Source organism: Micromonospora sp. NBC_00898 (assembly GCF_045207895.1).
Lineage (GTDB): Bacteria > Actinomycetota > Actinomycetes > Mycobacteriales > Micromonosporaceae > Micromonospora.
On sequence record NZ_CP108775.1, the window covers coordinates 6,943,461 to 6,957,829 of the forward strand.

The 14,369-nt window shown below is 73.3% G+C and carries 15 protein-coding genes; 7 read left to right on the forward strand and 8 right to left on the reverse strand.

All coding sequences use genetic code 11. The annotated features are described in order from the left end of the window. Positions 1-201 precede the first annotated feature (201 nt). The 3 genes from OG799_RS33780 (at position 202) to OG799_RS33790 (ending at position 2,422) form a co-directional block, all read left to right on the forward strand. Positions 202-405, forward strand: coding sequence for a cold-shock protein (locus OG799_RS33780; protein ID WP_007464836.1), 204 nt, complete (start codon positions 202-204; stop codon positions 403-405). 222 nt (positions 406-627) lie between these two features. After that, complete coding sequence (locus OG799_RS33785) at positions 628-2,043, forward strand: DEAD/DEAH box helicase (RefSeq protein WP_406041114.1); 1,416 nt, start codon at positions 628-630, stop codon at positions 2,041-2,043. A gap of 187 nt (positions 2,044-2,230) precedes the next feature. Continuing rightward, on the forward strand, positions 2,231-2,422 hold the full coding sequence (locus OG799_RS33790; protein ID WP_406041116.1) for a hypothetical protein: 192 nt from the start codon (positions 2,231-2,233) through the stop codon (positions 2,420-2,422). 34 nt (positions 2,423-2,456) lie between these two features. Here OG799_RS33790 and OG799_RS33795 read toward each other — a convergent pair whose 3' ends face one another. From OG799_RS33795 to OG799_RS33810, 4 genes are read right to left on the reverse strand one after another with little or no spacing between them, the layout of a single operon-like run. Next, positions 2,457-2,900, reverse strand: coding sequence for an RrF2 family transcriptional regulator (locus OG799_RS33795; protein ID WP_406041118.1), 444 nt, complete (start codon positions 2,898-2,900; stop codon positions 2,457-2,459). A 4-nt stretch (positions 2,901-2,904) separates the two neighbouring features. Beyond that, positions 2,905-3,789, reverse strand: a complete 885-nt coding sequence (locus OG799_RS33800) for an ABC transporter permease (RefSeq protein WP_406041120.1) — start codon at positions 3,787-3,789, stop codon at positions 2,905-2,907. Beyond that, the gene (locus OG799_RS33805; protein WP_406041122.1) at positions 3,779-4,555 is read right to left on the reverse strand and encodes an ABC transporter ATP-binding protein; all 777 of its coding nucleotides are present in this window, start codon (positions 4,553-4,555) and stop codon (positions 3,779-3,781) included. The genes OG799_RS33800 and OG799_RS33805 overlap by 11 nt, the downstream gene beginning before the upstream one ends. Beyond that, the gene (locus tag OG799_RS33810) at positions 4,552-5,607 is read right to left on the reverse strand and encodes an ABC transporter substrate-binding protein (protein WP_406041124.1); all 1,056 of its coding nucleotides are present in this window, start codon (positions 5,605-5,607) and stop codon (positions 4,552-4,554) included. Before OG799_RS33810 ends, OG799_RS33805 begins: the two co-directional genes overlap by 4 nt. Before the next feature lie 241 nt (positions 5,608-5,848). Here OG799_RS33810 and OG799_RS33815 point away from each other — a divergent pair, with 241 nt between their 5' ends. From OG799_RS33815 to nudC, 3 genes are read left to right on the forward strand one after another with little or no spacing between them, the layout of a single operon-like run. Continuing rightward, positions 5,849-7,159: a M16 family metallopeptidase gene (locus OG799_RS33815; protein ID WP_406041126.1), complete on the forward strand. Its 1,311-nt coding sequence runs from the start codon at positions 5,849-5,851 to the stop codon at positions 7,157-7,159. A 56-nt stretch (positions 7,160-7,215) separates the two neighbouring features. Next, positions 7,216-8,553, forward strand: coding sequence for a M16 family metallopeptidase (locus OG799_RS33820; RefSeq protein ID WP_406041128.1), 1,338 nt, complete (start codon positions 7,216-7,218; stop codon positions 8,551-8,553). Further along, the gene (nudC, locus tag OG799_RS33825; RefSeq protein WP_406041130.1) at positions 8,550-9,497 is read left to right on the forward strand and encodes an NAD(+) diphosphatase; all 948 of its coding nucleotides are present in this window, start codon (positions 8,550-8,552) and stop codon (positions 9,495-9,497) included. Before OG799_RS33820 ends, nudC begins: the two co-directional genes overlap by 4 nt. A gap of 141 nt (positions 9,498-9,638) precedes the next feature. Here the strand turns inward: nudC and OG799_RS33830 are convergent, their stop codons facing one another. From OG799_RS33830 to OG799_RS33845, 4 genes are all read right to left on the reverse strand, one after another. After that, positions 9,639-9,908, reverse strand: coding sequence for a hypothetical protein (locus OG799_RS33830; RefSeq protein ID WP_406041132.1), 270 nt, complete (start codon positions 9,906-9,908; stop codon positions 9,639-9,641). A 217-nt stretch (positions 9,909-10,125) separates the two neighbouring features. Further along, positions 10,126-10,365, reverse strand: coding sequence for a DUF397 domain-containing protein (locus OG799_RS33835; protein WP_406041134.1), 240 nt, complete (start codon positions 10,363-10,365; stop codon positions 10,126-10,128). Between the two features lie 75 nt (positions 10,366-10,440). Beyond that, positions 10,441-11,424, reverse strand: a complete 984-nt coding sequence (locus tag OG799_RS33840; RefSeq protein WP_406041136.1) for a helix-turn-helix domain-containing protein — start codon at positions 11,422-11,424, stop codon at positions 10,441-10,443. Between the two features lie 397 nt (positions 11,425-11,821). After that, entirely contained in the window at positions 11,822-12,064 is a 243-nt protein-coding gene (locus tag OG799_RS33845; protein ID WP_406041138.1) for a mycoredoxin, read from the reverse strand. Positions 12,065-12,155: 91 nt separating this feature from the next. Between OG799_RS33845 and OG799_RS33850 the strand changes: the two genes are divergently transcribed. Further along, positions 12,156-14,315 (forward strand): ATP-dependent DNA helicase UvrD2, encoded by a 2,160-nt coding sequence (locus OG799_RS33850; protein WP_406041140.1) that lies wholly within the window; start codon positions 12,156-12,158, stop codon positions 14,313-14,315. Positions 14,316-14,369 lie beyond the last annotated feature (54 nt).

Genomic DNA, 14,369 nt, shown 5'->3' on the forward strand with positions numbered 1-14,369 from the left:
GTTAGGCGCGTTGCAGTTTTGGTTTCCAGAGACTCTGTGTGCGCCTGGCGGATTGTGGCCCCAGGCGCTCTTTGTTGTGTCCGGAGTTCTCCGGGCGGGGCGACCAGCAGCGACAGGCGATTCGCGCATTCCCGCGCGGAGCGCTCCTCTTCGAGCCCGCAACAGGTGCGGGTTCGACGTTCCGTCAAGGAGACAGAACACATGGCAATTGGCACCGTCAAGTGGTTCAACGCTGACAAGGGCTTCGGCTTCATCACCCCGGACGGCGGCGGCGCCGACGTCTTCGCCCACTTCTCGGCGATCCAGTCCTCCGGCTACCGGAGCCTGGACGAGAACCAGCGGGTCGAGTTCGAGGTGACCCAGGGCCAGAAGGGCCCGCAGGCGGAGAACATCCGCCCGCTCTGATCTTCGGATCACCCAGCACCATCCATCGCGCCCTCAGGGCGCGGTGACGGGACCGGTCCGCCGCGCCGCCCACCCGCTCCGGCGGGGCGTGGCGCGCTGCGGCGGACCGGCCCGTACCCCCTTCGGTTCGTGCTTGTGAGTCGCGACGGGCTTCACCGCCGACGACAGCGCCGCTTCTCGGCGCCCTCCCTCGACACGTGCCGCGTCGAGGAAGGCATTCGCATGACCATGACCATTCCCACCTTCGCCGCGACCGGGCTCGCCCCGGCGCTGCTCACCGAGCTGGCGGCGCAGGGCATCACCGAGCCGTTCCCGATCCAGTCGGCGACCCTGCCGGACTCGCTCGCCGGCCGCGACGTGCTCGGCCGGGGTCGTACCGGCTCCGGCAAGACGCTCGCCTTCGGGCTCCCGCTGCTCTCCCGCACCGCCGGCCGTCGAGCCCGTCCGGGCCGTCCGCTGGCCCTGGTGCTGGTGCCGACCCGGGAGCTGGCCCAGCAGGTCACCACCGCGCTCGCCCCGTACGCCCGGGCCCTCGGGCTGCGCTGCGCCACCGTGGTCGGCGGCCTGTCGCTGCAGCGACAGGCGGACGCGCTGCGCGCCGGCGCCGAGGTGGTCGTGGCCACCCCCGGCCGGCTGCACGACCTGATCAACCGCGGCGACGCCCGCCTCGGCGAGGTCGCCATCACCGTGCTCGACGAGGCCGACCAGATGGCCGACATGGGCTTCCTGCCGCAGGTCACCAAGCTGCTCGAGCAGGTCGCCCCGAACGGGCAGCGGATGCTCTTCTCCGCCACCCTCGACGGCGGCGTGGACAAGCTGGTCCGCCGCTTCCTGAGCAACCCGGTGTCGCACTCGGTCGACCCGGGCACCGCCACGGTGACCGCAATGACCCACCACGTGCTGCACGTCGACGCGGCGGACAAGCCCGCCGCGCTCACCCAGATCGCCGCCCGCGAGGGCCGCACCATCCTGTTCATGGGTACCAAGCACCGCGCCGACCGGCTCGCCCGCCAGTTGCTCTCCAAGGGGGTACGCGCGGCCGCGCTGCACGGCGGCAAGTCGCAGCCGCAGCGCACCCGGATCCTGGAGCAGTTCCGCACCGGTCACGTGACCGCCCTGGTCGCCACCGACGTGGCGGCCCGGGGCATCCACGTGGACGGCCTGGACATGGTGGTCAACGTGGATCCGCCGACCGAGGCGAAGGACTACCTGCACCGGGGCGGTCGTACCGCCCGGGCGGGGGAGTCCGGCACCGTGGTCACCCTGGTCCTGCCGGAGCAGCGCCGGGAGGTCTCCCGGCTGATGAGCGTGGCGGGGATCACCCCGCAGTCGGCCCAGGTCCGCCCCGGCGACGAGGCGCTGTCCCGGGTCACCGGCGCCCGCGAGCCCTCCGGCGTACCGGTGACGATCGCGGTGCCCCAGCCGGCGGCTGCCCCGCGTGGCGGGTCGACCCGGGGCCGTCGAGGGGCCGGCGACGGTTCCCGCGCGGTCGGCGCCGGCGGTCGCACCGCCGGCGAGACCGGTCGTGCCGCCGACGGCGGTCGCTCGGTCGACGCCTCCGGCGAGGCGTCCGGCCCGCGGCCGGCGCACCGCGCCTCCGGTCGCCGCCGTCGCCCCCAGCGCCCCCGCACGGCCTGACGCTCGTCCCGCTCCCGCGTTGACCAGATCTTGAAGTGATTCGGCCCCTTCGGGGGCCGTTTCGCTTTGAGTCGGGGATCAGCGGGGGTTGCGTCCGATGGGTGACTGTCGTGGGCGCTCTCTTCGCCGAGGCTGGCAGCCGGGGGGAAGAGGTCGGGCCGGGCGGCCGGGCGCGGGAGGGGTGACCATGGCGGGCGAGACCGGCTCGGGGGCGCCGCGCGAGCTGCTGCTGGTCGTCGCGGTTGCGGGGGCGGGCCTGATGCTCGCCGTGGTCGCGGCGTTCGGCCCCTGGTCCCCGACCTCGCACCACGCGGCCCCGGCCGGGCTGGTCGAGATGCACAGCCCGACCGGGCCGGCCGCCGGCCCCCCCGCGAGCTGAGCCCTCCTTCGACCCGGCGGCGAGCGCCGGTCGGTCAGCCGGTCGGGGCGTGGTCGGTGAGCAGGTCGGCGAGAGTGGTCCGGTCGACCACCAGGGCGATCGCGCCGTCGACCGCGAGCCAGACGTCCCGCAGCCCGGTGGCCACCCCGTGGTAGCCGGCGCGGTTCGCCGGCAGGCCCCGCACGCTGGTCAGCGAGCCGCCGACCGCGCGCAGCACGTCGCCCACGCTGACCTGGTCGGCGGGGCGGGTCAGCGCGTACCCACCCTCGGTGCCGCGGTGGCCGTGCAGCAGCCCGGCCCGGCGCAGGTCGAGCAGGATGCCCTGGAGGAAGCTGAGCGGGATGTCCTGGCTCTCGGCCAGGCTCGCCGCCTTGACCAGCTCGCCGCCGCCGGACCCCCCGTCGCCGGTGGACCCGGCGGCGTCGGCGACGGCGAGCATGGCCCGGAGCGCGTAGTCGGCGCGCGCGGAGACGTACACGGCCTCAGTTGCCGGCCTGGTCCAGCACGCCCCACCGGTGCCGGATGGCCTTGTCGGCGGCGCCGAAGGCCGAGTCCACCAGCAGGCCCACCACCAGGATGACGATCATGATGGCCATCAGCCGGGGCGCCTCGTTGAGCTCCCGGGCGTAGGTCAGCTGGGCGCCGATCGAGGTCCGCGTCGCGATGACCACCAGCAGTTCGCCGGCCATCAGACTGCGCCAGGCGAACGCCCAACCCTGCTTGAGCCCGGCCACGATGGCCGGCAGCGCGGCCGGCGCGATGACGTACCGGTAGAGGTTGAGCCCGCGGGCGCCGATGTTGCGGCCGGCCCGGACCAGCAGCGGCGGCACGTAGTCGACGCCGTGGATGACGCCGTTGGCGACCGACGGGGCCGCGCCGAGCACCACCACGAAGAAGATCGCCTGCCCGCTGAGCTGGAACAGCAGGATGGCCAGCGGGAACCAGGCGATCGACGGCATCGTCTGCAGCGCCGTGATCATCGAGCCGAGCGCCGCCCGCAGCACTTTCACCCGGGCCACGCCCAGGCCGAGCACCAGGCCGACGGCGACCGCGGCGGCGAACCCGACCGCGGCCCGTCGGGCGGTGGTGGCGAGGCCGTCCCAGAGCGCGGCGCTGGTCAGGTAGTGGCCGAGGTCCCCGAAGACCGCGGCCGGCCCGGGGAGCGCCCACGGGTCCTTCCAGCCGGTCCAGACGACGGCCTGCCAGAGCCCGATGGTCAGCGCGAGGGCGGCCAGCTTGGGCCAGGTGCCGGACCAGAACCGGCGCAGCCGGGACGGCCCCCGCTCCCGGCCGGCGATCTCCAGCGCGTCCAGGCCGGAGATCTCCGCGTCGGTACGCGGGGCGCTCGCGAGCGTGTCACTGGCCATGACGGCCCACCTCCGTACGCAGCCGGTCGGTGACCTCGGCGGCGATGGTCGCGATCTCCGGGGAGTCGATCCGTCGGGGCCGGGGCACGTCGACCCGGGTGGAGTAGATGATCCGGCCGGGCCGGCTGGAGAGCAGGATGATCCGGTCGGCGAGGCGGGCCGCCTCGCGGACGTTGTGGGTCACGAAGAGCACGGTGAGCTGCCGCTCGGACCAGATCCGCTCCAGCTCGTCGTGGAGGATGTCCCGGGTCATCGCGTCGAGCGCGCCGAACGGCTCGTCCATCAGCAGCACCGGCGTGTCCAGGGCGAGGGTGCGGGCCAGCGCGACGCGCTGCCGCATGCCGCCGGAGAGCTGGTGCGGGCGCTTGCGCCCGAAGTCGGCCAGGTGGACGCTGCGCAGCAGCTCGGCGACCTTCGCCCGGCGTTCGGCCCGGGGCAGCCCGCGCAGCTTCAGCGGTGTCTCGACGTTGGCCTCGACGGTGAGCCAGGGGAAGAGGGCCGGCTCCTGGAACATCAGGCCCGGGTTGACCCCGTCGCCGAGGTCGATCCGCCCGCCGCTGGCCCGGTCCAGCCCGGCGACCAGGTTGAGCAGGGTGCTCTTGCCGCAGCCGGAGGCGCCGACCAGGCAGACGAACTCGCCGGGGGCGACGTCCAGCGACACCCCGTCCAGGGCCAGGACGGCGTTCTCGCCCTGGCCGTACACCTTGGTCACGCCCTGCAGCGCGACCGAGCCGGTCGCGCCGCGGGGCGTCGTGGTCGACGTCACGGCTGGCTGACCTCGGTCTCGCCCTGCGCCTTGAGCACCTCGTTGAGGAACGTCAGGTCGTAGAGGCCGTTCAGGTCCACCGGCTGGGTCAGCTCGACGGCGACGGCGTGGTCCAGGCCGGTCTTCAGCGAGGCCGCGATCGGGTCGTTGGTGAACTCCAGGGTGGGCCACGCCTGCTTGATCAGCTTGACGTCCAGCGGCTTGCCGGTGATCTTGCCGATGTGGGCGGAGACGGCCTGCTGCGCCTCGTCCGGCTTGGTGTTGACGAACTCGTTCGCGGCGACCTGCCCCTCGACCAACTTCTTCACCACGTCCGGGTGGGCCTTGAGGAACTTGGTGCTGACGATCAGGTTGGTGATGACGAACTTCCGGTCCGGCCAGAGGTCACGCTCGTCGACGAGGACCTTGCCGCCGGCGTTGACCAGCCGGGAGACGTACGGCTCGGGCACCCAGGCGCCGTCGATCGTGCCGCTGGTGAAGGTCTCCACCGTCTGCGCGTTCTCCTGGGGGACGACCTTGACGTCGCCGCCGCCCTCCTTGGTGGTCTTGAGGCCCTTCTCCTTGAGCCAGTAGCGCAGCGCGACGTCCTGGGTGTTGCCGAGCTGGGGGGTGGCGATCTTCTTGCCACGCAGCTGCTCGACGGAGGTGATCTCCGGCTTGACCACCAGGGCCACGCCGCCGGAGGCGGCGCCGGAGACGACCCGGACCGCCTCGCCCTTGGACTTGGAGAAGGCGTTCACGGTCGGGTTCGGACCGATGTACGTGGCGTCGAGCGCACCGGAGAAGATCGCCTCGATCGCGGCCGGCCCGGCGTTGAAGGTCTTCGTCTCCAGCTTGACGTCGCTGCCCAGCTTCTCGGCGAAGATGCCCTGCTCCACGCCGACCACGGCGGGGGCGTGGGTGATGTTGGGGAAGTAGCCGAGGCGCAGCGTCACCGGGCCGGACGCGCCCGCGGCGTCGTCGCCGCACGCCGCGGTGGCGCCCAGGGTGGCCGCGCCGACGACGGCGAGGGTGGTGAGGGAGACCAGCCGACGGAAGGGGAGCCGTCTCATCGTTGTCCAATCCGCAGTATTCCTACTTAGTTGGTAGGAAGGGTGGGGCAGCCGGCGGCCGGGCGTCAAGACCCGTCCCAGAATTCTCGGCAATTCCCACCTGTTGAGTGGACTTAGCGGAGCCGTTGGGGCCACTGGTGGGACCGCCGTCCGGGCCGCCGCCGGAATCGGCCGGGAACGCCGCCCACCGCTGCGCCGAGGAGCCGGGTACGCGGGGGGCCGACGCGCTACTGTCGATCTCGTGCCGACGCGGAGAGCGAAGATTCCAGCGACGAAGTACCCGGTCGAGCGGTTCACCCTCGACAACGGCCTGCGGGTGGTGCTCACCCCCGACCGCAGCGCCCCGGTGATCGGGGTGGCGGTGGTCTACGACGTCGGCATCCGCTCCGAACCCGAGGGACGCACCGGCTTCGCCCACCTCTTCGAGCACCTGATGTTCCAGGGCTCGGAGAACCTGGAGAAGCTGGCCCACTTCCGGCACGTCCAGGGCGCCGGCGGCACCTTCAACGGCTCCACCCACCTGGACTACACCGACTACTTCGAGACCCTGCCCGCCAACGCGCTGGAACGGGCCCTCTTCCTGGAGGCCGACCGGATGCGCGGCCCCCGGCTCACCGAGGAGAACCTGCGCAACCAGGTCGACGTGGTCAAGGAGGAGATCCGGGTCAACGTGCTCAACCGCCCGTACGGCGGGTTCCCCTGGCTGACCCTGCCGCCGGTCATGTTCGACACCTTCCCCAACGCGCACGACGGCTACGGCTCCTTCACCGACCTGGAATCGGCCACCGTCGCCGACGCGGCCGACTTCTTCCGGCGCTACTACGCCAGCGGCAATGCCGTCCTCGCGGTCAGCGGTGACATTGACGTGGCCGAGGCGACCGAGCTGATCGAGCGGCACTTCGGCGACGTGCCGGCCCGGCCCGCCCCGCGGCGCCCCGACTTCACCGAACCCGACCTGACCGCCGAGCGGCGTCGGTCGTACACCGACAAAATGGCTCCGCTGCCGGCGATCGCCGGGGCCTGGCGGGTGCCCGACCCGGTGACCGACTTCGCCGGCTACCTGCCGTACGTGGTGCTGGCCGAGGTGCTCACCGACGGCGACGCGTCCCGGCTGGTCGAGCGGCTGGTGCAGCGGGACCGGACGGTGACCAGCCTCGGTGGGTACCTCGGCTTCATGGGCGACCCGTTCGACGTGCGCGACCCCACCGCGCTGCTGCTCCAGGCGCACCTGCCGCCCGGCGGCGACGTGGACAAGGTGCTGCGCACCATCGACGAGGAGCTGGACCGGCTGGCCACCGACGGGCTGACCGAGGGCGAACTGGCCCGCACCCAGGCGCGCATGGCCACGCACCTGCTGCGGGACACCGACGCGGTGCTCGGCCGGGCGCTGCAGATGGCCGTGCTGGAGCAGCAGCGCGGCGAGCCGGGCCTGCTCAACGAGCTGCCCCGGCTGGTCGGCGAGGTCACTGACGAGCAGGTCCGGGCCACCGCCGCCACCTTGCGGCCGGAGCGCCGCGCGTCCATCGAGGTCATCGCCGGAGGTGCCCGGTGAGCGCGAGGAGTGAGCCGGGTTTGCGAGCCCCGCAGTCGCGAACGAAGAATGGCCAGGTGACGGCAACCGTGGAGACCGGGACGCGGCCGCTGCCGCCGCTCGGCCCGAACCGCAAGCTCAAGCTGCCCAAGCAGGCCGAGCGAACGCTCGGCAACGGGCTCACCGTGATCGCCGTACGCCGGCCGGCGGTGCCCCTGGTCGAGCTGCGGCTCTGGATGCCGTTCGGGCGCACCCACCTGGCCCGCGGCGCGATGCTCGCGCAGACCATCCTCTCCGGCACCGAGACGATGACCGCCACCCAGATCGCCGCCGAGCTGCAGCGGGTCGGCGGCGGGCTCTCCGCCGGGGTCGACCCGGACCGGCTGATGCTCTCCGGGGCCGGCCTGGTCACCGGGTTGGATCGGATGCTGGAGATCCTCGCCGACGTGCTCACCGGGGCCACCTACCCGGCCGACTGGGTCGAGACCGAGCGGGACCGGCTGGTCGACCGGATCCAGGTGGCGCAGAGCCAGCCCGCGCACCTGGCCCGCACCGCGCTGCTCAAGCGGATCTACGGCAAGCACCCGTACGCGATCCAGACCCCGGAGCCCGACCAGGTCCGCGCGGTCCGCCCGCCGGTCCTGCGCACGCTGCACGCCGAGCGGGTGCACCCGGCCGGGGCGGTGCTGGTGCTGGTCGGCGACGTGCAGCCGGAGCGGGCGCTCGACGCCGCCGAGCAGGCCCTCGGCGGCTGGCAGGGCGACGGGCACCTTGCCGAGCTGCCGCCCGCCCCGCCGCTGGAGCCCGGCCCGCTGCTGCTGGTCGACCGGCCGGGGTCGGTGCAGTCGTCGCTGCGCATCGCGCTGCCGGCGGTCCCGCGCACTCACCCCGACCACGCCGCCCTGCAACTGGCCAACCTGATCTTCGGCGGGTACTTCTCCTCCCGCTGGGTGGAGAACATCCGCGAGGACAAGGGCTACACCTACGGCCCGCACTCGCTGGTCGAGCACTCGGTGGCCGGGTCGGTGCTGGTCGCCGCCGCCGAGGTGGCCACCGAGGTCACCGCCCCCGCGCTGCTGGAGACGACTTACGAGCTGGGCCGGCTGGCGTCTCTGGCGGTGAAGCCGGAGGAGCTGGAGCAGGCCCGCCAGTACGCCCTCGGCACGCTCCAGCTCGGCATGTCCACCCAGGCCGGGCTGGCCTCGCTGACCAGCGCGTACGCCGGCAACGGGCTGCGCCTGGACTTCCTCGCCGAGCACGCCGCCCGGTTGGCGAAGGCGACCGTGGACGACGTCGCCGAGGCCGGGGCGCGTTACCTGTCCCCGGCGAAGGCGGTCACCGTGGTGCTCGGCGACGCCGAGCGGGTCGCCGGGCCGCTGTCCGCCCTGACCCCGGTCCGGACGGAGCCGGCGTGACCGGTGAGGCCGCCCCGCCGCTCGCCCGGTCCACGCTGGACCGGTCGGCGCACCGGCGTACCGACCCGGACTGGCTCGCCGAGGCGTGGGAACGGGCCCGGGTGCTGGTGCTGGACTCGACCGACGACGGCCGGGCGCTGGTCCGGGGCGAGGCGGCCCCGCCGGAGCTGGTGCTGCTCGGCTCCGGCGAGCTGCCCGAGGTGCCCCGGTCGGTACCGATGTTCCTCGGCGTCGAGCCGGACGGAGTGCCGGTCTTCGCGGTGGACGCGGCGCTGCCGGCGCTGCCCGGCACCCGCGCGGTCAACCTGCGCGAGGTGGGTCACCTCCTCGTCGACCGGGACGCCGGCATCTTCACCACCGCGCTTGCGCTGCTCAATTGGCACCTCCGGCACGGCTACTCGTCGACGACCGGTCATCCGACCGAGGTGGACGAGGCCGGCTGGTCCCGGGTCGACCCGGGCGGCGGGCGGGCCTGGCCGCGTACCGACCCGGCGATGATCGTGCTGGTGCACGACGGGGTGGCCGGACCGGAGGGGCGCTGCCTGCTGGGCAACAACGCCACCTGGCCGAGCACCCCCGGCCAGCGCCGCTTCTCCTGCCTCGCCGGCTACGTCGAGCCGGGGGAGTCGGCGGAGGCCGCCGTGCTGCGCGAGGTCCGCGAGGAGGTCGGCGTCGGGGTCGAGGAGATCGCGTACGCGGGCAGCCAGTCCTGGCCGTTCCCGGGCTCGCTGATGCTCGGCTTCCTGGCCCGCGCCGACGCCGACGAGCCGGTCCACGTCGACCCGGCGGAGATCGCCCACGCCCGCTGGTTCACCCGCCGGGAGATCGACGCGGCCCTGGCCAACCGCCGGGTCGACGTCGGCGAGGGCAACCGTCTGGTTCTCCCGCCGCCCTCGTCGATCGCCCTCTTCCTGATCCACCGCTGGCTCGACGGCCACTGCTGAGTCGGTGGCGGGACGCGGTCCCGACCCGTGACCGTCGTTGCCGCGAGGGTCACGGGCCGGGAACACCGGCCGTCGTGGTCGGCTGGGGCAAGGAACACGGCGGGGGAAGCCGGTCCGGCCACGACGGACGTCAGGTGGGGGTCAGGTGCGCTCCCAGCGGTACGGATACCGGGGGTCGGGGTCGGAGAGGGGCAGCACCTTGACCCGTTGCCGGCCGGCGCGGACCGCCCCGACGGTGGCGAGGGCCCGGGCCAGCAGCAGCGCGGCGTCGCGGTCCTCGGCGTGCACGACCTGGCGGCGGGGTTCGGGCGTGGTGGTCTCGTCCCGCAGCCGGCCACCGTCGGCCCAGGCGGCCGCGATGTCGATGTCGGCGGCGGCGCGGATGTCGGTGCGAACGATCAGGAACCGCATGGGTGTCCCCCGGACGGATCGCGACGGACGAGTACGCGCTGGAACTTCCACGTCACTCTTTCGTCATGTTACGCGCGGCAGTCGTCCCAGCAAGTGAAACCCGACGAGCCCCGGGGGCGTAGACCGATCGGGGGATGCCTCGTCAGCACGGTTGTCGGCAGTGGACACGCGAGAGGGCCGCCGGCGTCACGCCGACGGCCCCCGGGTCATCGCCGGATCAGCTCAGGTCGAACTGCCCGTTCTTCGCGCCGGCGATGAAGCCCAGCCAGCCGGCCCGGTTGAACAGCAGCACCGGGCCGCCCCGGTCCTTGCTGTCGCGCAGCGCGACCGCGGCCGGCCCGGTCCGCAGCGGGGCGACCTCCACGCAGTTGGAGGTCTGGCTGCGGGTGCTGGTACGCCACGGCGCGTCGGCGAGCTGCTGCGCGAGGCCGGCCGGGCTGTTGCGGATCTCGTTCATGGTCCTGCTCCTGCTCTGGAGTGCTCCGATGGGGCGAGTGACGCCGCAGGCCGGACGGACCCTCCCCTCGTGAGGTCACCGGTCCGTCGTCAGGCGCCCCGCGTCACGGCGGCGCTGGAACGGCGCCGTTGCCGGGCCGAACGCCACCGTGGACTCGGGAGCCGTGTCGGTCAGCCGTCCCGTCGCCTCGATGAGCCAGGAGAGGGTGTCCGATGCGGAGAGCGCCGCCGAGCATAGCCACTCGAACGCCACTTTATAGCGATTTAGGGCGTTTGCCTCGGTCGACATGACATCCGTGAAGCCACCTTCGATCGCGAGCGTCTCCGGATCGAGCGGATCGGCGAACCGGTACACCGAGAAGGCGGTCGGCGGGAGGTACCAGTCGGCGATCCGGATGTCCCGCAGCAGCAGGTGCAGCGTGACGTTCGGCAGCATGGCCAGCTCGCACAGGTGCACGATCTGCTCGTGCAGCACCTCCGGCGGGCCGGCGCGCCGGCCGAGGGCCGCGTCCTCCAGGACCGCCGTGTAGCGGGGCGCGTCAGGGGAGCGGGTCAGCAGCGACTGCCGGGCCTGCCGGGCGCGTACCTCGGTCTCCGGGTCGTCACCGGTCTCCGGGTCGCCGGCCGCCTCGGCGACCTGGGCTGCGGAGATGATCCGGTGCCGGGCGTAACCCGGGGTCTGCAACAGGCCGGGCACGATGACCGGGTTGTACTCCGAGATCTCCGCGCAGCCCGCCTCCAGTTCGGCGAAGCCGCGCTGCTGCTGGGTCATCACCGGGAAGTTGCGCAGCCAGCCGCGCATGTCGCCGGCCTCCTGGGTGATCCCCAGCAGCTCCTCGTGCAGCTCGTCGTCGGCCCCGTAGAGGACGAGCAGGTCCCGGACGTCGTCCGGGTCGGGGCGGCTGCGGCCGTTCTCCAGTCGGGACAACTTGGACGCGGAGGCCCAGCCGATCCGCTCGATGACCTGGTCCCCGGTGAGACCGGCCGCCTCGCGCAACCGGCGCAGCTCGGTGCCGAGCCTGCGCCGGCGCAGGATCGGGCTCGGTACGGCAGGAGGCACGGTGTCCTCTTCTCCGTCGACCGCCGCGGGACGCGACGGTAACTGTATGAAATTCGGCCCCCACGGTCAGTATGGACGGCGCGATCGGTGCCGGAGGTTCCGGCGAGGGCGTGTCTCGCGACAAAAAGAGGACTGTGGAGAGGTGCCCGCCCGACGACGGCGTCCCGGCCGGCACCCCCCGACGCGCCCGCCCCGGGCACCGCCCCGCCGGAGGGAACCCATGCGCACCGTCCTGCGCCGCCCCGACTTCCGCCTGCTCTTCGCCGCCCTGGCGGCGAGCATGGCGGCGGTAACTTCATGATCAACGGGGTGGGGAGGGGCGGGGTGGGCCGGGAGATGGGAAGAGCGGCCGGCCCCGGAGGGGCGGCCGCTCTTCGTGGGGGTGGTGCGGGGTGGGTCAGGCGTTGAGGCTGGCGAGGTGCTGCTTGACCTGGGTGATCGAGGGGTTGGTGAGGGCGCTGCCGTCGGCGAAGCGCAGGGTCGGGACGGTCTGGTTACCGCCGTTGACCTTCATCACGAACTCCGCGGCCTTCGGGTCCCGCTCGATGTCGACCACCTCGTAGCCGATGCCCTCCCGGTCGAGCTGCGACTTCAGCCGGTGGCAGTAGCCGCACCACGAGGTCGAATACATCGTCAGCATGGTCAGGTCCTCCAAGGGGTGACTCGGGCCCGGTCAGATCAGGCCAGGCTAACCGCTGCAACATCGCCGACTGCTGGAATGATTCCTGGCTGTGGTGGTTCACTCAGCGGCGGAACGGGTGCTGGCCGGGCTCGATCCGGAGCAGCGGTCCGCGGTGACCGCCCCGGCCGGGCCGGTGTGCATCCTGGCCGGCGCGGGCACCGGCAAGACCCGCGCGGTGACCTCCCGGATCGCCCACCGCGCCCTCACCGGGGAGATCTCCGCCCGGCACGTGCTCGCGGTCACCTTCACCGCCCGGGCCGCCGCCGAGATGCGGGCCCGGCTCACCGGGCTGGGCGTGGCGGGCGTGCAGGCACGCACGTTCCATGCCGCGGCCCTGCGCCAGGTGCGCTACTTCGCCCCCCGGCTGCTGGAGGGGCGGGCCATGCCGGAGTTGCTGGACAGCAAGGTCCGGGTGGTCACCCTGGCCGCCGCCAAGGTGGGCCTGCGGACCGACCGGGCGGCCGCCCGGGACCTCGCCGGCGAGATCGAGTGGGCAAAGTCGTCGCTGGTGGAGCCGGGGGAGTACGTGGTGGCCGCCGCCAAGGCGCTGCGCGACACCCCGCACGAGCCGACGAAGGTGGCCGAGGTCTTCGCCGCGTACGAGAAGCTCAAGCGCGGCAACGGCGTGATCGACTTCGAGGACATGCTGCGCGCCGCGGTCTGGGGCATCGAGGAGCACCCCGACGTCGCCGAGCAGGTACGCGGCCAGTACCGGCACTTCGTCGTCGACGAGTACCAGGACGTCAACCCGCTCCAGCAGCGGCTGCTGGACGCCTGGCTCGGCGGCCGGGACGACCTCACCGTGGTCGGTGACGCCAGCCAGACCATCTACTCGTTCACCGGGGCCACCTCGTCGTACCTGGTCGACTTCCCGCGTCGGCACCGCGCCGCGACGGTGGTCCGGCTGGTCCGGGACTACCGCTCCACCCCCCAGGTGGTCGGGCTGGCCAACGCGGTGATCTCGCAGGCCCGCGGCGCCGAGGCCCGGCTCAGGCTGGAGCTGGTCGGGCAGCGCCCGGCCGGGCCCGAACCGGAGCTGCGGATCTTCACCGACGAGCCGGCCGAGGCCAACGCGGTCGCCGCCCGCTGCCGGGCGCTGGTCGCGGGCGGCACCCCGGCCCGGGAGATCGCGGTGCTGTTCCGGGTCAACGCGCAGTCTGAGGCGTACGAGAAGGCGCTCACCGAGGCCGAGGTGCCGTACGTGGTGCAGGGGGCGGAGCGCTTCTTCGAGCGGCCCGAGGTGCGCCAGGCGATGGTCGCGCTGCGCGCCGCCACCCGCTCGATCCCGGGGGAGACCCCGCTGCCGGCCGCCGTCGTCGAGGGGCTCTCCGCCGTCGGCTGGGCCGCCGACGCCGCCCCGGCCGGCGGCGCTGCGCGGGAGCGTTGGGAGGCGCTCGCCGCCCTGGTGCAACTCGCCGAGGAGTACGCCTCGACCCCCGAGGTGCTGCCGATCGGCGAGGCCGCCGCGATCGAGCGGCCGGTGACGCTCGCCGACTTCAACGACGAACTGGCCCGCCGGGCCGCCCAGCAGCACGTGCCCACGGTCGACGGGGTGACCCTGGCCTCGCTGCACTCCGCCAAGGGCCTCGAATGGGACGCCGTCTTCCTGGTCGGGCTCGCCGAGGGCACCCTGCCCACCACGTACGCGAAGACCCCCGAGCAGGTCGAGGAGGAGCGGCGGCTGCTCTACGTCGGGCTCACCCGGGCCCGGGAGTGGCTCTGGCTGTCGTACGCGACGGCGCGCTCGCCGGGCGGACGGGCCCGGCGGCCGTCCCGCTTCCTGCCCCAGCTCGACCGCTCCGGTGGCGCCGAGCGGGCCGGCGCCGGCGCGGCCCGGCGGACCGAGCGGCGGCGCACCCAGGTCGTCTCGTGCCGGATCTGCGGCGCGACCCTGCTCGCCGGGGCGGACCGCAAGCTGGGCCGCTGCCCGACCTGCCCGTCCGACATCGACGAGGAGCTGTACGAGCGGCTGCGGGACTGGCGCCAGCGGGTGGCCGGCGCCCAGAAGGTCCCGGCGTACGTGGTCTTCACCGACGCCACGCTGACCGCGCTGGCCGAGCGGAAGCCGGGCCGCACCGAGGAGCTGATCGCGATCGCCGGGATCGGGCCCCGCAAACTGGGCCTTTACGGCGAGACGGTGCTCGCCCTGGTGGGGGGCGCGGCGGTCGACGACGTCTGCCCGGAGAAAACTTTCGAAATCGGGTCGTAAATTCGTTTGCCCTCGCCCTGGGGCGAGGAATAGCCTCAGGACACACCTTGGGAG

What these genes read in the sequence shown, in the direction of transcription:
- OG799_RS33780 (WP_007464836.1), top strand. Translation starts at nt 202, where the DNA reads ATGGCAATTGGCACCGTCAAGTGGTTCAACGCTGACAAGGGCTTCGGC.
- OG799_RS33785 (WP_406041114.1), top strand. Translation starts at nt 628, where the DNA reads ATGACCATGACCATTCCCACCTTCGCCGCGACCGGGCTCGCCCCGGCG.
- OG799_RS33790 (WP_406041116.1), top strand. Translation starts at nt 2,231, where the DNA reads ATGGCGGGCGAGACCGGCTCGGGGGCGCCGCGCGAGCTGCTGCTGGTC.
- OG799_RS33800 (WP_406041120.1), bottom strand. Translation starts at nt 3,789, where the DNA reads ATGGCCAGTGACACGCTCGCGAGCGCCCCGCGTACCGACGCGGAGATC.
- OG799_RS33810 (WP_406041124.1), bottom strand. Translation starts at nt 5,607, where the DNA reads ATGAGACGGCTCCCCTTCCGTCGGCTGGTCTCCCTCACCACCCTCGCC.
- OG799_RS33830 (WP_406041132.1), bottom strand. Translation starts at nt 9,908, where the DNA reads ATGCGGTTCCTGATCGTTCGCACCGACATCCGCGCCGCCGCCGACATC.
- OG799_RS33835 (WP_406041134.1), bottom strand. Translation starts at nt 10,365, where the DNA reads ATGAACGAGATCCGCAACAGCCCGGCCGGCCTCGCGCAGCAGCTCGCC.
- OG799_RS33845 (WP_406041138.1), bottom strand. Translation starts at nt 12,064, where the DNA reads ATGCTGACGATGTATTCGACCTCGTGGTGCGGCTACTGCCACCGGCTG.